The following is a 20,368-nucleotide window of genomic DNA, read 5'->3' on the forward strand; positions in this document are numbered from 1 at the left end:
CAGACTGTGCTCCCGGCTTGCTGATGAAAACGTAATGCGGCGACGTAATGCCGACGCAATGCGTTATCCGATGCGACGTTGTGGTGGGGAAACTGCCGGCGCGAAAAAAGTGATGCGGCGCCGTTTTCGTGTGGCGGTGCTCCGGCATGCACGGAGAAGGTGACCCGATTCGCTAGACCAATTTTAGGACGATTGAAGCCATGGCTAACGTTGTTGAAAACCTCGGCAAGCTCGAACGCCGCGTGACCATTTCACTGCCGAAGGAGGCGGTGCAAAAGGAAATCGAATCCCGTATTCGCCAGATCGCGAAGAATGTGCGCATGCCGGGCTTCCGTCCGGGCAAGGTGCCGCTCAAGATGGTGACGCAGCAGTACGCGGGGCAAGTCGAGGCCGAAGTGCTGAGCGACAAAGTGGGCAAGCAGTTCTTCGATATCAGCCGTGCGGAAAATCTGCGCGTGGCGGGCCAACCGAGCTTCAGTCCGAAAGACGACGCAACCGCTGACGCCTATGCGTTCGACGCGACGTTCGAGGTTTATCCGGAAGTGGCGCTCGGCGATTTGTCGACGGCGCAAGTGGAGCGCGCGGTGACGACGATCTCCGACGCCGAAGTCGACCGCACACTCGAAATCCTGCGCAAGCAGCGCGTGCATTATCACGCACGCGGCGAGTCGGGCGAGCATGGCGACGGCGGCGGGGATCAAGCGGTGCAAAGCGGCGATCGCGTCACGGTCGATTTCGTCGGCAAGCTCGACGGCGTGCCGTTCGAAGGCGGCAGCGCGGAAGATTTCTCGTTCGTGCTCGGCGAGGGCCGGATGTTGCCCGAATTCGAGCAGGCGGCGATGGGCTTGAAGGTTGGCGAGTCCCGCGAATTCGATCTGAAATTCCCGGACGACTACCACGGCAAGGAAGTGGCTGGCAAAACGGCGCAGTTCACGATCACGATGAAGAAGGTCGAATGGCCGCACCTGCCCGAGGTCGATGCCGAATTCGCCAAATCGCTCGGCGTGGCCGATGGCGATCTCGTGAAGATGCGCGCCGAGATCAAGGAAAACCTCGAGCGCGAGGCGAAGCGCCGCACGCAAGCAATCGTCAAGAACCAGGTGATGGACGCTATCTTGAAAATTTCCGAACTCGAAGTGCCGAAGGCGCTGATCGAGCAGGATCAGGAGCGGCTCGTCGAAATGGCGCGGCAAGACCTGACGCAACGCGGCGTACCGAACGCCGCGACCGCGCCGATCCCGGCTGAAATGTTCAAGGAACAGGCTGAGCGTCGCGTCAAACTCGGCTTGGTGGTGGCTGAGCTCGTGAAGGCTAATCAGCTCGAGGCGAAGCCCGAGCAGATCCGCGCCGAGGTCGAAGAGTTCGCGAAAAGCTATGAAGACCCGAAAGAAGTCATCCGCTGGTATTATTCCAACCAGCAGCGCCTGGCCGAAATGGAAGCCTACGTCGTGGAAAGCAACGTCGTGGAATTTGTCCTGGGCAAGGCGAATGTGACGGATAAGGAAGTCAGCTTCGAAGCATTGGCGAGCGCCTCGGCGCAAGCGTAAGGCATCGCCGCGAACGGCGTGCGAGCTGTCGAAGTGACGGCCGCACGCCGTTTTTACGTGTGCCACACTCGGCTGATGCCATCCAAGACCCATTCCGAAGAAGGAACCATTGCATGACCTTTCGCGCTCAATTGCTGGACACGTTGGCCTCCCACGCGCCGCGGGATCTGGAAGCGCAGGCGTTGGGGCTCGTTCCGATCGTCGTGGAAACGAGCGGTCGGGGCGAGCGTTCATACGATATTTATTCGCGTTTGCTGAAAGAGCGCGTTGTCTTCATGGTCGGCGAAGTCAACGATCAGACGGCGAATCTCGTGGTGGCGCAGTTGCTGTTTCTCGAGAGTGAAAACCCCGACAAGGACATCAGTCTCTATATCAACAGTCCGGGTGGCTCAGTGTCGGCCGGCATGGCGATTTACGACACGATGCAGTTCGTCAAGCCTGATGTCTCCACGCTCTGCATGGGCTTGGCGGCCAGTATGGGCGCGTTCTTACTTGCATCCGGTGCAAAGAACAAGCGGTTCGCGTTGCCGAATGCACGGGTAATGATTCACCAGCCGCTCGGCGGTGCGCGCGGGCAGGCGTCCGATATCGAGATTCAGGCGCGTGAAATTCTTTACCTGAAAGACCGCCTCAACCATCTGCTGGCGCATCACACTGGCCAGCCGGTGGAGCGTATCGCGCGCGATACCGATCGCGATAACTTTATGTCCGGGGAGGATGCCCAGGCGTACGGACTGATCGATCAAGTCCTGCAAAAGCGCCCGTAGCCACATCGCATAAGTTGGCAATCTTTCGCCGCTAGGTGTGGTTGCCGGCTCAAGCGATGCTATAAATGGTCGATAATACGATCTGGGCGCCGACGGCGGGGACGCCAACGAACGTCTCGCCGTAATCATCAGACCCTCAATAGTGGGGCGATGTACGGCGTGCCTTGTTTTTCGAGTGTCCGGAGGCTCGCATATCCATGGCGGACAAAAAAGGTTCGAACAGCGAAAAGCTGTTGTATTGCTCGTTTTGCGGCAAGAGTCAGCATGAGGTGAAAAAGCTGATTGCCGGCCCGTCGGTGTTCATCTGTGATGAATGTATCGACCTGTGCAACGAGATCATCCGCGACGAAGCCGCGGGAGCAGGCACGGACGCAGGCTTGTCGAAGTCCGACTTGCCAAGCCCGCAAGAGATTCGCGACATCCTCGATCAATACGTGATCGGGCAGGAGCGCGCGAAAAAGATTCTTGCTGTGGCGGTCTACAACCACTACAAGCGGCTTAAGCACCTCGACAAGAAGGACGAGATCGAACTCTCGAAGAGCAACATCTTGCTGATTGGCCCCACGGGTTCCGGCAAGACGCTGCTTGCGCAGACGCTCGCGCGCCTTTTGAATGTGCCGTTTGTGATCGCTGATGCAACGACACTTACCGAAGCCGGCTATGTCGGCGAGGACGTCGAAAACATCATCCAGAAGCTGCTGCAAAACTGCAACTATGAAGTTGAAAAGGCGCAGCGCGGCATTGTCTACATCGACGAAATCGACAAGATCAGTCGTAAATCGGACAATCCGTCGATCACGCGCGACGTCTCGGGCGAGGGCGTCCAGCAGGCTCTGCTCAAGCTCGTCGAGGGCACGATGGCCTCGGTGCCGCCGCAAGGGGGCCGCAAGCACCCGAACCAGGATTTTATCCAGGTCGATACGACGAACATTTTGTTCGTCTGCGGCGGTGCGTTCGATGGCCTCGAGAAAGTCATTACTGACCGTACGGAAAAGACGGGCATTGGTTTTGGCGCAACCGTCAAAAGCAAGCAGGAGCGCGACGCAGGCGAGGTATTGCGCGAAGTCGAGCCCGAGGATTTGATCAAATTCGGTCTTATCCCCGAACTGATCGGCCGTCTGCCCGTCGTGGCGACGCTCGGCAAGCTCGACGAAACGGCGCTGATGAAGATTCTCGTCGAGCCCAAGAACGCACTTGTGAAGCAGTATCACAAGCTTTTTGCGATGGAGCGCGTCGAACTCGAAATTCGGCCGGCTGCATTGCAAGCCGTGGCACGCAAGGCAATCCGCCGTAAGACGGGCGCACGCGGGCTTCGCTCGATCCTGGAACAGGCATTGCTGGACGTGATGTACGAATTGCCGACGATGAAAGGGGTCAGCAAGGTCATCATCGACGACAATGTCATCGACTCAGACGGCAAGCCGCTATTGATCTACGAGGAAGCGCCGAAAGTGGCGGGCTCTAATTGACTGATCGGCCTAAAGGTTTTCTCTGATACAGCCGTTCATGGCAACGTGAACGGCTTTTTTCGTTTATCTTGTGGGTAACACTGACTGCTTCGACACTTCCACTGAACTTTTTCCCAAACGCTAAGGCTTGCATTCTGTTTAGCGGGCCTCAACTACCAAACGTTCTGAATCCACTCATGGGGAAATGAAATGTCAGGAACCCAACTCCTCCCTTCGGAGCGCACGACGCTCCCGCTGTTGCCATTGCGAGATGTCGTCGTTTTCCCGCATATGGTAATCCCCCTCTTCGTGGGCCGACCGAAGTCGATCAAAGCGCTCGAAGTCGCGATGGAGGGCGGCAAGCACATCATGCTGGTCGCGCAAAAGACGGCGGCGAAGGACGAGCCGACCGATAAAGACATGTACGAAGTGGGATGTATCGCGAACATCCTGCAGATGCTCAAGCTGCCTGACGGTACCGTAAAGGTGCTCGTGGAAGGGCTGCAACGCGCGAAAACGCTGACGATCGAAGAGCAGGAAACACAGTTTTCGTGCGAGGTCATGCCGCTCGAACCCGATCATGCGGATAGTGCGGAGACAGAAGCGCTGCGTCGTGCGATCGTCTCTCAGTTCGATCAATACGTGAAGCTGAACAAGAAGATCCCGCCCGAAATCCTTACTTCGCTCGCGGGTATCGACGAAGCGGGCCGGCTGGCCGATACGATCGCTGCGCACTTGCCGCTCAAGCTCGATCAGAAACAGCACATTCTTGAGATGTTCCCGGTCATCGAGCGGCTCGAGCATTTGCTCGCGCAACTCGAAGCCGAGATCGACATCCTGCAGGTCGAAAAGCGCATCCGTGGGCGTGTGAAGCGTCAGATGGAAAAAAGCCAACGCGAGTACTACCTGAACGAACAGGTCAAGGCGATCCAAAAGGAGCTTGGCGAAGGCGAGGAAGGTGCGGATCTCGAGGAACTCGAAAAACGCATCGAAGCCGCTCGTATGCCGAAGGAAGCCAAGAAGAAGGCGGACTCCGAACTCAAGAAGCTCAAGCTGATGTCACCGATGTCGGCTGAGGCCACGGTCGTGCGCAACTACATCGACACATTGATCGGCTTGCCGTGGCGCAAGAAGAGCAAGGTGAATAACGACCTGTCGAATGCGGAGCACGTGCTCGACGAAGATCACTTCGGGCTCGAGAAAGTGAAGGAACGCATTCTCGAGTACCTCGCGGTGCAACAGCGTGTCGATAAGGTCAAGGCGCCGATTCTCTGCCTCGTTGGGCCTCCTGGTGTGGGTAAGACTTCGCTGGGACAGTCCATCGCCCGTGCGACGAACCGTAAGTTCGTGCGCATGGCGCTCGGTGGCGTGCGCGACGAAGCTGAAATTCGCGGTCACCGCCGTACTTACATCGGTTCGATGCCGGGCAAGATCTTGCAGAGCCTGACGAAAGTCGGCGTGCGCAATCCGCTTTTCCTGCTCGACGAAGTCGACAAGATGGGAATGGATTTCCGCGGCGATCCTTCTTCGGCGTTGCTCGAGGTGCTTGATCCGGAGCAGAACCATACGTTCGCCGATCACTACGTCGAGGTGGATTTCGACCTCTCGGACGTGATGTTCGTCGCGACTTCGAACTCGCTGAATATTCCGCCGCCGCTGCTCGACCGGATGGAAGTCATTCGCTTGTCGGGCTATACGGAAGACGAGAAGGTCAGCATCGCGCAGCGTTACTTGTTGCCCAAGCAGAAGAAGAATAACGGCTTGAAGGAAAGCGAGATTGACGTCACCGAAACGGCGATTCGCGACATCATTCGCTATTACACGCGCGAGGCGGGTGTGCGTTCGCTCGAACGCGAGGTGTCGAAAATTTGCCGCAAGGTCGTGAAGATGCTGTTGCTGAAGAAGGCTGATGGCGCGGTCAAGGTCGACGGCAGTAATCTCGATACGTTCCTCGGCGTGCGCAAGTACGACTTCGGGCTCGCGGCGAAGCAGAATCAGACTGGGCAGGTTACCGGCCTTGCCTGGACAGAAGTGGGCGGCGATTTGCTGACGATCGAAGCAGCGGCGATGCCGGGTAAGGGCAACATCATCCGAACCGGTTCGCTGGGCGATGTGATGAAGGAGTCGGTGGAAGCGGCTCGTTCGGTGGTGCGTTCGCGTTCGCGTCGTCTTGGCGTCAAGGACGAGGCGTTCGAGAAGCAAGACATCCACATTCACGTGCCGGAAGGGGCGACGCCGAAAGATGGCCCGTCTGCCGGTATTGCGATGACGACAGCGCTCGTTTCGGTGCTGACGGGTATCCCGGTGCGTGCCAATGTGGCGATGACGGGCGAGATCACGTTGCGGGGCGAAGTGCTGCCGATCGGCGGGCTGAAGGAGAAGTTGCTGGCGGCGCATCGCGGCGGCATCAAGCTCGTGCTGATCCCGGAGGAAAACGTCAAAGACTTGACGGAGATTCCGGACAACGTGAAGAACTCGATCGAGATCGTGCCGGTGCGTTGGATCGACAAGGTGCTCGAGCTCGCGCTCGAGCGTGTGCCGGAGCCGATCTTGGAAGAAGAGCCGAAGGCGGCTCCTGTTGGCGAGGCTGCGAAGGATGCGGCGACGACGGAAGTCGTCAAGCATTGAGGACGGACGGCCGCGCGCGGCCGTGAAAACCTGCGAATGGCGCAGTCCGCGCTGCTCGCAGGTTTTTTAATGCCTGGGCGTTTTTAGAAGTTAAACTGTAACGCAAAGATAAACGAGCCGGTACTATTGGCTACGGTCTTGATGTTTCCCGAATCGTCTTCTTCCCACATGACTTTGCGCTCGATGTCGCTACATGTGAACGCTCGCGGATCATCGCCGTCAATGTGGTTCAATTGGGCGTATAAAAAACCTGGGAGATCTGCCGTCGCTGCTACCCGGTTATCCGCTGTCACGGAAAGATATTTTTTACGGTCGATGTTGTAAAGTGCGTATGCGTCGATCCCGTCATAATAGTCCAGATTAAACGTCGTAGCTATACCTGGATCCGATGAAGTCGCCACCAACGATCCATCGTCGTTTGCATTGATCCATTTTTTAGATTTTTTGGATTGCAAGATAAAAGATAGCTTTTGCATGATGAATGCTCCTGAATTCCGCAATACTCGTGTGTGAAATTAGGCTAGAAGATGAACAACAAAACCAAAGTAATTATTGTCTATGTTTTGGTTTGCATTGCCAGAGTTGGTGGTGATCATGTTGTTGTTATCTACATACCATGCGTTTGACGTGTTGCTGTTGTAGCAAACGTACGATTGAATAACTGTACTCGGATCGAAGCCTGCGTTATCGAATTGAAAAAAAGTTGGCAGGCTATCGGAGGCAAATATATAGTCGTTATTTTCTGATAAATACTTGCTATCCACTGAGTTGTCGCCCGGTTTGACGCATAAAAAAACATACTTATCTGTGTTTGTATCGCTCTGATCCACCTGATCGTCCTTGTCTTGCAGCTTAAATCTCAAGGCCTCATCAACAGTCTTAGCGTTGGCCGATAACTGCCCGGTGCCGCTATCAATCGCAAGCCAGTTTCCGGTGGGGGATTGAAGGCAAAACGTAAGTTGTGGCATGTCACGATGCTCCATATGGATTGTTTGAGCGATACATAAGTCCGTGGCCGTACACGCCGCACTCTCGCGATAGGTTTGGCGCCGCGGCACGTTGCTCCAATAATGCCAAGCCGATGCCTGCTCTGTACTAACAAAATTGCTAGGTTGGTCTGCCAAGGTCGCTAACGGCGAGAGCAAAAACATGCTAATCGACGTTTAGATCATCGGTGTAGACGAAGCCTGCTATGCTGCTAAGCGATGACCCCATCGGCTCGATTCGGCGATGACGCGCGCGTTACCAGGGCGTCGCTACTATCGCTGTCGTCAACGAATCACGCGATTATCTCGATAGGTGGGATTATGCTAGCGAAACCCATGCGGCGACTTGCCTCATGGAAAGCGGTCGACTAATAATGGCCTCAAAGAAAGGGCCGGCCGCTGTAACATCTCCGCAGCCACCATACGTAAATATCGCTGGTTTATCGTTTTAACGATGGAATAAAGATGACAACCAACCCGAGCCCCCTGATCACGCGTGCCGAAGCTTTGTACAGCCTGCCCGACGCCCTAGCGTCCACCGGGTATTACTCTGTTTTTGACGTAATACGTGTGCCGCGAGATCACTTCGTCCGGCTGCATCGTGATGTATTGGGCAGAAGGGCTGGATCGATCTATGATCTATTAGTTGGATACGCCATACAAGTCACGCATAAATTCAGCAGGCGAGATGCAGTGGGTAGTCTCGGTATGGCGGCGACCGGTCCTTTCTCTGTGGCCGGCCCCGACTACGCAAATCAATTTCTTGGACCATCAGGATGGCGGGACAAAGCGCCGAGCGGTGCGCCAGAGGCAAACGACGGGCCTATCGCTTATCTCACGCATATCTACTCGCGGGCGCTGCAGTTAGAAAACGACCCGAATGTAAACGCGGGAGCCATGAATACTCTGGCAAAGCGGCGACCAGATCTCGGTGCGCTGATAGTAAACAACACGGCGATCAACGAGGAAATCCATCAGATAGAACTAGTTAACGAGGTGATGACCGCCGCAATTCAGTTGGCGCAGAACTTGAGGAATACCGAGGGCGTCAATGCATTGCTCTCGACGACGCGCTATCCGAATCTGCTCCCATTCGATTTGAGTAATCAACAGATGAGGGCGGTCGAGTCGTCACTGAACATCTCTGTATCAGATCATTTGCAGATGCAAAATATTGCTGTTGTTCAGGCATCGTGGTCGCCGACCGAAAAACTAAGCGCATCGCAAGCTGCAGACCTTAATCGGCTCCAAATTATGGCCAGCCAACTAGCGCCGGAGCAGCAAAAGATCATTGTTGAGCCTGCATTTTTTGGTAACTCCGTATCGGCGGCAACAGAAAAAGCGTTCTATGAGAATAATTTTGGCGACTCGGCCTTGACCGCAGACCGTTTTGGTTCCATGGATGTGTTGACGGCTCGAACTGGATTGATTGTGCCTGAGGTGGAAAAGATGTTTTGTGCAACGGCAGGAGGGCAAGCCGCGTTCACTGTGATGCTATCGGCCAATTGCTCACCTTTCGCCATTAGCGCTTTTTCAGAAAAATCTGGTATTAACGCGAAAGATAAAAGCGCGCCACTCATAGCTGATCCGGATCTCTTTGGTGCGAAGTTCATCAATGCAGGAACCGGTACGCACGACAGTATTTATCTCTGTAAAAAAGATAACGCCACCCCGCTTCAGGTGAATTCCGTTACCGATGATCGCATGGATCGCCTCAACAGAATCGTACGCCTTCAGCGATGGCTCGACCTCCCATTCGAGGATGTCGATCTACTCGTCACTTCCGCGATGGAAGCGGAAGGCAGCACTAATCAAAGCTTGGGGATGAACGACAATACGCTGCGTGCGCTCGGTATGTTCAAGCATTATCAGAGGACGTATGGTGTTTCTGCGAAACAGTTCTCTGCGTGGCTGCATATTGTGACGCCCTTTGCGATCACACCCGCAAACACTTTTTTGGACCAAGTTTTCAATAACTCGGGCGCGTTCGATACCCCACTGATGGTGGATGGAAGCCCGGTTCAGTACACAAGCACGACCGGTGCGGACGGCCAAGCCGTACAAAAGATCTGCGCGGCGCTAGCGCTCAACCGCACTCAGTTCTTGATGCTGGCTCAAGAGGTCGCGAAACAATACCAAGCTCAACAAAATGGTCAACTGCAACTGTCGCTGTCCAACCTATCGTCGCTTTATCGGATGGTTTCGCTCGCGCGCGCGTTAGGAATGACGCCTGACGATTTCTATGCTCTCGCGCAGGCGATGGACCAGGGCACCGGCGCTGTCTTGAGTCAACTTGCAGGTGCTGCGAGCATCTCCGCCCCGCAGAACGGCGATTCGCTCGCATCCGATTTTTTGAGTTTGCTGCAGGCCCTGAGCCATGTTGCGCGGTGGCTGCAAACCAGGAAATTATCGGCTCCTGCGGTATTGGCGATGGTCACGCCACCCGCAAACATAGCGAATGCAGGTGGCGCCAATTATCAATTCGCGCTGATTCACGAGGTTTGGCAACAAGTACCGAATACGTTGATTGACTCTATGCTGTTCAAGCGCAGCGGGGCTCCACTCGTCGACGATCACGGAATATCCATTGACTGGAAGCAAGTGCTGACGGACAAGGCGCTGATTGACGCTGCGGGCCTCGTCACTGACGTTGCCGACCATATGGTGCCGGTGCAGATAGACGGCGTAACCACACCAATCATTGAAGCGATTCGCGATGCCGTGATCAATGCCCTCGATGACGCTGACCTGGAGGCGCAAGCCATCGTTTCGTTGAACGCAGCGGTGATGCAAGCGAGACAAACGCAAACCGGTGTCGCCACTAGTCTGCTAGCAAAAACCCTCGAGGTTAGTCAATCCCTAGCTGCGGTTGCGCTCCGCTGGGCGCAGCAGACGCCATATCAGTGGATCAGCGCCACATGGGCACTGAAGGGCACCGTGCAACAAGCAGCGGATATCCCCGCCACGTACCTGAACGTGCTGCAGGATATCGCTCGACGCGTGCTCGTATCCCACCAGTTCTCGCTGAGCGTGCCCGCAGTCCAATACGTGCTCGATTGTCCGGATCAATTCGGGTTGTCGTCGGAATACGCTGGAGAGGTGACTCTCAGCGTGCTCTACATGCTCGGGCGCTACGACGATCTGCTCCATATGGCCAGCGCTACGGACAGCGGCCACGAAGACGACGTGCTGGCCTATTTGCGGGCAGTCAATAGTCAGTCGCCACCTGACGCGGCGACAGCGGCCCAGCAGCTTGCGACGCTATTGGGTTGGGAGCAGCAGCAAGTTCAGGATGCATGGACGACGATCGGCGGCACTGCGATGACCATCGCGCAGATCGATGTGGTGATGCGCTTGCGGCGAGCTCAAAGCGAAACGGGGCTCACAGTCATCCAGCAACAACAAGCTTTCTCACTCGATCGCGAAAGCGATTATGCGACATGGCAAGCAGTTGGCCGAACGATGGTCGCGGCGGCAAGTTCCATGCAACCCGTGCAATAGCGCATCGTTATTTCTATACGGTGCAAACCGTTTGATGAGAGCAAACGTCAATACTCCGGGGCGTGCTGATTTTTGCGCACCGTTTCATCGAGGTCACTTCTGATGCTGTCGACACTGGAAAAGCAATTGAGCGAGGCGCAGCGCGATGCGCTGGTTACCGGCTACCTCAAATTCGTTGGTCCCACCTTACATAATGTGGGCAGCACGCAACTTACCAATGAAGATTTATATGAATATCTGCTGCTCGATCCGCAGGTCGCGGATGAGGCAATGACGAGCAGGGTCGCGAGCGCAATTTCGAGTGTCCAAACGTATATGACGCGTATCGTCAACCGGTCGGAGCCTGGATTTCCGCCGGTGGACCCTGCCCATGCCGACGTATGGCGGGATAACGACAGCCAATACGCAATTTGGGCCGCGTCGATGGAGATTCAGAACTATGCGGAGAACTATATCTCGCCTGTAACTCGGCAGGAGAAAAGCCATTACTTCACGGACCTCGAAACGACACTTAACCAGAATCAACTAGATCCGGATCGTGTTCAGGACGCTGCACTTTCTTACCTTAATCAATTCGAGGCCGTCAGCAACTTATATGTAGTAAGTGGGTACATCGATCAAGCCGATCTCACGACGGCCACTTACTATTTTATCGGTCGAACCACTACCAAACCGTATCAATATTATTGGCGTAAGATGGACCTGAGTCTGAACGATCAGGCCAATGCGGGTGGCACACCTGTTACTCCGAATTGCTGGAGTGATTGGTTACCTGTTTCACTGCCACTGGCGCCGGATACCGTGCTTAAGCATACAGTGCGGCCAGTGTTTTATAACCAAAGATTGTACGTCGCATGGGTTGAGCGCAATCCATCACCACAAATGGATGCATACGGCAATAGCACATCCAATTATGCCTATAGATTGAATTTTGGATATAAAAGATTCGATGATACGTGGACGGCACCAAACGGTGCGATGATGCAAATTTCGACGACGCAAGGCGAAGCCGCGAGCGATACATTGGTAATTACAGAGTCTAGTGGAGTTGATTCAAGTGATGTTAATCTGTTGGCGATAACTGATTTTAGCGATGATGGAGGAGCGCAGGCTGCGAATTCGTATGGCCGTTTGATGCTGGGTGTGTTCGTTCGCGCGTGGTCAGAGGAGCTGGAACAGAACGCGCCCAGCGTTTATGGTTATCAGTACTGCGACTCCGCGTTCAATAGTCGCGAGCTCGATTCCGTTATCAGGCAAAAACTGTTCGGCAGCTTCCAGGACAAGGATGATGCAACCAATACGCTTCAGTATCCGCTTTTCACCCACAAGTACACGATTGACCACGTTGCTCCATACGCTGACAGCGACACGCCTCCTGGGCCCGACGGTTCGCTGGGGGCGGGGGATCTGAATGGTGCGGATAAGGGTGACGAGAGCTACACCGGCAGTTGGTGGGAAAAAATAAACGACCTCGTTGCTAGTGACGGCGGATCATCGTCGTATGTTTATATGAAAGACGATTTCACGTTATTCGTCGAAATGACGCTTAACGATGATTTCTTGAACGAATATGATTTTCAAAGCGGAGATACGAACTCGGGTGGAACGTCCGGATACGGATTCGGCCCACCAGACGGCAGTGCGGGGGCAACGATCCAGTACCATGATGATGATAGCCATACTTTTGTAAATACTGCCCTACGATACGATCCTACAACGTTTGGATCGGGATCCGTCTCGGATGGGACCTACGATGTTTGCGTCCTGGGCGGTAGTAATATATTTTCGGACGCACCTATTTTTACGGTAGATATCGTTAATAATAATATTGGATTCCATGGGACCGGTACAAGTAATAAATTCCTAGATTTGAGTGGAATGAAAATAGGAAAAGGTCCGATTTGGGGATCAGCTGATTCTGGAGCATTCTCTGCTTATTTTTTTGTTAATGAGAACGGATCGCCGCAGATAGCAGAAATTAAAAACTTCGGTCAAGTTGGCATGGTTCGCCCTTTTAACTGCGCAATCAGACTGGTGACGTCGCATTACGACAATGTGTCCGCTCCGCAGACACATACCTACGAGTTAGGCAAAGATTCGACGTGGACTAACAGCCTCGTGCTATCCGATTTCGCGTTGCCTCCCGGGGAGGGCTACGTTTCCGTTTGTCTGGCCGTCCAGGTGGGGCGTCTCAGGTGGCCCGACCAGTCGGACATGGGGGGGACTGCGTCGGTATGGAAGTGGTTCAAAGTATACATAACGAATGTCAACATGGGCGCGGTGGGGCCACTGCCACAGATAAAATCGAACTACGATCCGGTGCTCGGTCTCGCCCAATATCTCGACTTTTGCGATCCATCGCTTCCGGCTAACACGCGTCTGAACACGACATTCGTACGAACGCTTATCGAGAAGGCAAACCTGAGCCTCGATAGCTTGCTCGACTATACGTTGCAGACGCGGTTGCTCGAGGCCCCCTTAGTCCCGGGCGGCCAAGCCGAGCCGATGGATTTCAACGGCGCTAACGGCTTGTATTTCTGGGAATTGTTTTTCCATATGCCGTTCCTCGTCGCATGGCGCTTTGCCAACGAACAGCAATTTGGCGACGCACAAACGTGGCTACACTACATCTTCGATCCATCTGCGGCGGACAAGGATAGCGGCGCGCCTGATTATTGGAACGTGCGGCCGCTCACAACGTCAGGTCAACCGTCGCTGATGATTGCGGCACCGCTCGATCCGGACGCGTGCGCGTACGCGGACCCAGTCATTTATCAGAAAGCCGTTTTTATCGCGTACGTAAGCAATCTCGTCGCTCAGGGCGATGTTTGCTACCGGCAACTGACGCGGGACGGATTGACTCAAGCGCGGGTGTTCTACGGTCTCGCCGCTCAGTTGCTCGGGCGACGCCCGGATGTCACGTTGAGTAGTACTTGGACGCCCCAAACGCTCAATGCGCTGGCCAAAGCGCAAAACGATGCGCTGCGGGATTTCGAGGCGGCGATCGATCTCACTAAAACAAATATCGTTGCATCGTCGGGCAAGGCGGCCGGCTACCTACTGCTCGCGGACAACCCCAACTTCATCGCTCCCCTCGACACGCTTTTGCTTGGCCACTGGGATACCTTGGACTCACGCGTCTACAACCTTCGACACAGCTTGACGATCGATGGCAAGCCGATGTCGCTCGCGCTATACGAGCCCCCTGCCGATCCGATCGCGTTACTCGTGCAGCGGGCGCAGTCAGGAACAGTCGTCAATGCAATCAGGGGAGCCCAGCTGGCCGTGCCCCCGTACCGCTTCAATGCGGTCCTGGAGCGCGCCTATAACGCTGTTGCCGCACTGACGACTTTTGGCGAGAGTCTCTTGTCGCTCATCGAGCGAGGTGATAACGCCGGCCGAGAAGAACTGCAGCAGCAGCAGTTGCTCGACATGTCCAGCTATGCCATCACACTGCAGCAACAGGCAATCAGCAGCCTCGCCGCCGACCGCGAATCGTTGACGGCTAGTCAGGCGACGGCCCAGCATCGGTACGACAGCTATAGCGCTCTCTACGAGGGCAACGTATCGAGCGGTGAGCAGTTAGTCATGGATACTCATAACGTCGCGCAATCGATCCTCAAAGGTTCCGAGGGTGTGATGACTGCGAGCGGAGCACTCAAGTTGCTTCCCAATATTTTTGGATTTTCTGACGGCGGCTCGAGATTTGAGGGTGCGACAGAAGCAGTCGCGCACGGGCTCATCGCGTCGGGGCAAGGAAAGGAGGTTTCCGCCGAGCGCTTGTCAACCACCGAAGGTTACCGGCGACGTCGTGAGGATTGGCAGATCCAATACGTGCAGGCGCAGCATGAGGTCGACACGGTCGGCAAGCAACTCAATGCACATGCCGTTCGCACGAGTGCGGCAACAATGGAGCTGACACGCTTGACCGCGCAACAAGCACAAATCCAGACGATGCTTACCTTCATGCGCAACAAGCGATTTACTCAAGCGTCGCTTTATCAATGGTTGAGTGGTCAACTGGCGGCTGTCTTCTTTCAGATTTACGACGCGGTAATGTCGTTATGTCTCTCGGCACAGGCCTGCTGGCAGTATGAATTGTGCGATTTCGAGACCACGTTTGTACAGACCGGCGCGTGGAACGACCAGTATCGTGGTTTGCACGTCGGCAAGACGCTCAACCTCAATCTGCGACAAATGGAGGCAGCCTATCTGGCACGCTATGAGCGCCGGCTGGAGATTACCCGAACCGTATCGCTTTTGGATCTATACGGCGGTCAAGACAAATTCGATGCGCAAAGATCGACTGGCCAATTTGTCTTTGAGTTGACAGAAGAGCTGTTCGATCGAGACTACCCAGGGCACTACATGCGTCAGATTAAATCCATATCGATCAGTCTGCCGACGTTGCTCGGCCCGTACCAGGACGTGAAAGCTACGCTAACCCAGACGAAAAGCAGCACGCTGCTCAACACCAGCCTCGATGGCGTCAAGTACCTGGGGGGGCAGAGCAATTCGAAAGGCACGGGGAATATCGTCATGAATTTACGCGCCAGCCAGCAGATTGCGTTGTCATCGGGCTTGAACGATGCCGGCCTCTTCGAACTCAATTTCGGCGACGAGCGCTACGTGCCGTTCGAAGGAACGGGCGCGGTGTCGGGCTGGACGCTCGCTTTTCCGCGGTACACGCAGTCGGCAGACCAGCAAGCCGTCGTAAATGCGCTGACCGACGTGATTGTCCACGTGCGCTATACGGCGCTTGACGGCGGAGACACATTCGCCTCTGAGGTCGAAACGACACTGGGAAGCTGAATCGTGTCGCTCTACGGGAATAACTCAACCACGCAGCGCGACACCTCCATGTCGATCAAGGGTCTCGCGTTGCCCAAGACTGGCGGCGCCATCGTTGGACTAGGCGAGAGCCTGAGCCCGGTCGGCCCCACCGGGATGGCCCAGCTATCGTTGCCGTTGCCCATTTCGGCCGGCCGAGGCTACGCGCCGGCGTTAACACTCAGCTATAGCAGCGGCGTGGGAAACGGCGAGTTCGGCATCGGATGGCGTTTGGCCGTGTTGACCATTCAACGCCGTACGAATCGCGGCGTACCCCGCTACGACGGGGGCGCGGAAGACGAGTTCGTAGGCCCGGATGGCGAAGTGCTGGTGACCGAGCGCGATGCGAATGGACAGACGATCAACTCGACAACCGAAAAGTACGGCGACACGGATCTGGGAGGTAGCTACACCGTCACACGCTACTTCCCGCGAGTGGAAGGCGCGTTCAATCGCATCGAGCGTTGGCGGGGCGTGGCCGCAACGGACGATTTCTGGCTCGTTCACGGAGCGGACGGACAACTTCACTGCCTCGGCAAAACGCCCGCGGCGCGCGTGGCGGATTCCGCGAATCCTGAACGAATCGCACAGTGGCGCATCGAGGAATCCGTCAACCCGGAAGGCGAGCATATCTATTATCGCTATGTCGCCGAGAACGCGGATAACGTTGTCGCGGACAATGAGAACAACCGCGACCATACGTCCAATCGATATCTGGCGGAGGTTTATTACGGCAACGTAACCGCCTCCGCGGACCTGTACCTCTGGGGCAAGTCGGACGCAAGCGGCGAGGGCTGGCTATTCAGCGCGGTACTGGACTACGGCGAGCGTGGCGTCGACATCGACAAACCTCCCTCTTATGCTGTGCCGGCCAACAACAAGTGGCCGCTTCGTGCCGATAGTTTCTCCCGGTACGAGTACGGGTTCGAAGTGCGCACTCATCGACTGTGTCGGCAGGTGCTCATGTTTCATCACTTTCCGACCGAGCTCAAGGCAGACGATACCTTGGTGAGACGCTTGCTACTGACGTATCGTGAATCGCCCGTCATCAGCGAGCTTGCACTCGCGCGCACGGTCGCGTACGCAGCGGACGGCACTATGCAAAGCCTGCCGCCGCTTGAACTGAGCTACAACACCTTCGACGCAACGAAAGTTGCAAGCGATTATGAGGTGTTCGAAGGTATCGCCGAACTGAATGACGGCGTGCATTACCAGATGGTCGATCTGTATGGCGACGGTGTCCCCGGCGTGCTGTTTCGTCACGGCGATGGCTGGCGGTATCGGCAGCCTGTACGAGGCAAACCCGACACCGACGAAATCGCCTACGACGCATGGCAAGTGCTGCCCGCGGTGCCGTCCATGCAACCAACGCGTATCGCTCTTATGGACGTCGACGGCGATGGCCGCCTCGATTGGCTCGTGACGCAGCCAGGAATGGCGGGTTGCTTTTCGCTGAAGGAGGGCAATCAGTGGTCTGGCTTTACGCCCTTTAGCGCGCTGCCGCTAGAATTTCTTCATCCCCGAGCGCAATTAGCGGATCTTGTCGGTTCCGGGCTGTCCGACCTCGCGTTGATCGGCCCAAAGAGCGTGCGGCTCTACGCCAATCAGCGCGACGGCTTCTCGCCTGGAACCGACGTCGCTCACGATGTAGACGACAGCGAGATGGGCCTGCCGATTGCCGGACGCGACAAGCGCGAGGTGGTTGCCTTCAGCGACGTGTTGGGGTCCGGGCAGCCGCACCTCGTCAGAATTCGATGCGATGGGGTCACCTGCTGGCCGAATCTCGGCCGCGGGAACTTCGGCAAAGCCATCCGCATTGCGTCACTCAACCTCGATCGCGATACATTCAACCCCGACCGAATATTTCTGGCAGATGTGGATGGCAGCGGCGCTGCCGACTTGATTTATATTGAGCAGAACCAACTGATGCTGTACATGAACCAGTCTGGCAACGGTTTCGCCGCGCCGGTTGCGCTTCCGTTGCCCACCGGGCTCACATTCGATCGATTGTGTCAGGTCAGTTTTGCAGACCTTCAGGGCCTCGGCGTTGCAAGTCTGGTGATCTCTCACCGCCATATGAATCCGCGGCATTGGCGCTTCGATTTCGCCCACGTAAAGCCGTACCTGCTGACATCCATCAACAACAACATGGGCGCGGGCACGACCCTCGGCTATCGCAGCTCGGTTCAATACTGGCTGGACGACAAGGCTGCTGACCCCACGTTGATGTCGGCGTTGCCGATGCCAATACATACAGTTGCACAAGTTGCGACGATCGACGAGATCACGGGGAATTCTGTGACCTCACAGTACAGCTTCCATCGCGGCGTTTTCGACGGCATCGAGCGCGAGTTTCGCGGCTTCACGTATGTTATTGGTCAAGATGCGCAGCAAGTGGCCGCGACGGTCAAGTCAGACGTCCCGATCGCTCCGCCGTTCGTTACCAAGACGTGGTACCACTCGGGGAGGGAAACCGACGAAAGGACATTGTTCGGTTCGCCATATAAAGACGACAACGCAATCGCGGTCAAACCGACTCGACTGACGCAATATGATTCGGACAGCAACGATGACGTCGATTTAGACTCCGTCGACGTGGCCACCCGCTTTTGGATGTTTCGTGCTCTCAAGGGTGTCCCGCTGCGGCAGGAAACCTACGGTCTTGACGGTAGCGACAACGAGGCTATCCCATACACAGCGTCGACGTGGCGCCATCAGGTCCGCCTCGTCCAGCCAGCGGCCGACGATGCAAGTCCGGTCGTGCTACCAGGACTGCTCGAAAAAGTCAGCTACGATTACGAACGGATTGCTGTCGACCCGATGGTTAACCAGGAGGTTCAGCTACGACGGGATCAGTATGGCTCGGTCACTTGGCAGGTTGGCGCTAGCTATCCGCGGCGCGCCAAGCCGCAGAATAATCCTTATCCTGCCTCGTTGCCCGACTCGAGCTGGACCAGCAGTTACGACGATCAGCAAAACAAGCTGATTCTGACCGAACGACGCAGTCAGCCTATTCATCTGGACAGCGCTCAAGCGTGGCGCCTGCACTTGCCTTTCCAGCAACGCGGCGATGTCCTCGCCTATGACGGCAACGAGATTTCCGCTGGAGGGCTCAGTTTTGAAACGCTGGTGCAAACCGGCGGCTTGCTCGATGCCAGTAAATCGCGTACCTACGCTGGGCAGCAGTTGATCGTCTACGCGACGAGCCCCGTGCAGTTCACCGCCCTCGTCGACCATACAGAGATCGCCGAGTTCGATGACGACGCTCTTAAGGCGTTCGACGACGCTCTCGATAGTCAATCGCGCGATGCGCTGCTAAAGCAAGCAGGATATGCACTGGCCGACCGCGTCTTGTCGCCGAGTGAAGACAAGGAAGCTCAGGTCTGGATAGCGGCTCGCGGATATATCGTTTATCAAGCGGCGTCCGGTTTCTATCGGCCAAGCAGTCAAACGATGAGTCATCTGGTGGGGCCGACGACATATGGCTACGACGAATACATTTGCGCGCTGACGAATACCACCGACGCCCTGGGCAATCAGACCACCGCAGAGTACGACTATCGGTTCTTACATCCAACCCGCATCATCGATGCGAATGCGAACAGTCATGAGGTTCTGCTGGATGCACTCGGGCGAGTGATGGCCACGAGCTTTTACGGAACCGAGGAGGCTAAGGCCGTTGGCTTCGTTCCGGTGGCAAACTTTTCGCCGAGTGGGCTGAGCGTTGCTCAAGCGATCCAGGATGCGGATACGGCGAAGCAGCAAGTCGCGAGCATTCAGATCGAAGACCCTTTCAGTTGGATCGGACAACTCGAGCAAACATCGCTGAGTGACATCACAAGCGATGTGCCGGGGCTGTGGAGCGCGCTGCAGGACCATGGATTTATTACATCCGATGGCTGGATTTTGGCGGCGGGGCGTGCATGGGCAGCCGGCTCGGGTTCGTTGCCGGATGTCGATAAGGCTCGGCCACTGATGCAAGCTGCGGATGCGGACCGTTTGCCGGTCCAGGCGGCGACACTGGTTGCCGATCGTTATCCCTCCGACACCGCACAGCAGGTTCGTGTGAGCGTGGCCTACTTCGATGGTTTGGGCCGTACGTTGCAACATGTGATGAAGACGCCCGGGGGACTTGCCTGGGAGCGCGATCCGCATGGAGAAATCGTCGTCGATCCGCGAGGCAATCCCGTTACGGCGAATGCGACGACCCGCTGGGCGGTGTCCGGCAAGGTCGAGTACGACAATAAAGGGAAACCGGTGCGCAGCTATCAGCCGTATTACATCGACGACTGGCGATATGTCGACGATAAGGCGATGCGCAGTTGCGGGTATGCGGATACGCATTTTTATGATGCAGTGGGACGAGAAATCGAGGTCCTGACGGCGAAGGGCTACCTGCGGCGCAACAGCTATTTCCCGTGGTTTACCGTGGCCGAGGATGAGAGTGACACTTATGACCCGACTGCGCCCGCTCCGACACCGAGCGTGTCAGTCAAGGACTGACTGGACCGAGGCGGCCGGAGCGGATTGCGGCGCAAACCAACGAACGAATGGGATGTGATTCACCGAGACCGTCGTAATCATCGGCTCAAGCGTGCCGTTCCCTTCAGGCGGATCATAGATATGTCAGCGAACCTTGCTTTCGGTACTCCAACGATAAC

At 56.0% G+C, this 20,368-nt stretch carries 9 protein-coding genes; 7 read left to right on the forward strand and 2 right to left on the reverse strand.

Features of this window, described 5'->3' with window-relative positions; genetic code table 11:
- Positions 1 to 200 precede the first annotated feature (200 nt).
- The 4 genes from tig (at position 201) to lon (ending at position 6,390) form a co-directional block, all read left to right on the forward strand.
- Positions 201 to 1,547, forward strand: a complete 1,347-nt coding sequence (gene tig, locus ACSQ20_RS09000) for a trigger factor (protein ID WP_436019095.1) — start codon at positions 201 to 203, stop codon at positions 1,545 to 1,547.
- Between the two features lie 113 nt (positions 1,548 to 1,660).
- Entirely contained in the window at positions 1,661 to 2,314 is a 654-nt protein-coding gene (gene clpP / locus ACSQ20_RS09005) for an ATP-dependent Clp endopeptidase proteolytic subunit ClpP (protein WP_436019097.1), read from the forward strand.
- A 197-nt stretch (positions 2,315 to 2,511) separates the two neighbouring features.
- Positions 2,512 to 3,783, forward strand: a complete 1,272-nt coding sequence (gene clpX / locus ACSQ20_RS09010) for an ATP-dependent Clp protease ATP-binding subunit ClpX (RefSeq protein ID WP_436019099.1) — start codon at positions 2,512 to 2,514, stop codon at positions 3,781 to 3,783.
- Between the two features lie 189 nt (positions 3,784 to 3,972).
- Complete coding sequence (gene lon / locus ACSQ20_RS09015; RefSeq protein WP_436019101.1) at positions 3,973 to 6,390, forward strand: endopeptidase La; 2,418 nt, start codon at positions 3,973 to 3,975, stop codon at positions 6,388 to 6,390.
- Between the two features lie 83 nt (positions 6,391 to 6,473).
- Here lon and ACSQ20_RS09020 read toward each other — a convergent pair whose 3' ends face one another.
- Together ACSQ20_RS09020 and ACSQ20_RS09025 are read right to left on the reverse strand one after the other, a co-directional pair.
- Entirely contained in the window at positions 6,474 to 6,866 is a 393-nt protein-coding gene (locus ACSQ20_RS09020) for a hypothetical protein (RefSeq protein ID WP_436019103.1), read from the reverse strand.
- A 39-nt stretch (positions 6,867 to 6,905) separates the two neighbouring features.
- On the reverse strand, positions 6,906 to 7,541 hold the full coding sequence (locus ACSQ20_RS09025) for a hypothetical protein (protein WP_436019105.1): 636 nt from the start codon (positions 7,539 to 7,541) through the stop codon (positions 6,906 to 6,908).
- A 300-nt stretch (positions 7,542 to 7,841) separates the two neighbouring features.
- Between ACSQ20_RS09025 and ACSQ20_RS09030 the strand changes: the two genes are divergently transcribed.
- The 3 genes from ACSQ20_RS09030 to ACSQ20_RS09040 all read left to right on the forward strand — a co-directional run bounded on the left by ACSQ20_RS09030 (position 7,842) and on the right by ACSQ20_RS09040 (position 20,210).
- On the forward strand, positions 7,842 to 10,877 hold the full coding sequence (locus ACSQ20_RS09030) for a Tc toxin subunit A (protein ID WP_436019107.1): 3,036 nt from the start codon (positions 7,842 to 7,844) through the stop codon (positions 10,875 to 10,877).
- A 102-nt stretch (positions 10,878 to 10,979) separates the two neighbouring features.
- Positions 10,980 to 15,689, forward strand: coding sequence for a neuraminidase-like domain-containing protein (locus ACSQ20_RS09035; RefSeq protein WP_436019109.1), 4,710 nt, complete (start codon positions 10,980 to 10,982; stop codon positions 15,687 to 15,689).
- A 48-nt stretch (positions 15,690 to 15,737) separates the two neighbouring features.
- Positions 15,738 to 20,210, forward strand: a complete 4,473-nt coding sequence (locus ACSQ20_RS09040) for a SpvB/TcaC N-terminal domain-containing protein (RefSeq protein WP_436019111.1) — start codon at positions 15,738 to 15,740, stop codon at positions 20,208 to 20,210.
- Positions 20,211 to 20,368 lie beyond the last annotated feature (158 nt).

Origin of the sequence: Trinickia sp. LjRoot230 (genome assembly GCF_964253315.1) — a bacterium.
Classification (GTDB): Bacteria; Pseudomonadota; Gammaproteobacteria; order Burkholderiales; family Burkholderiaceae; genus Trinickia.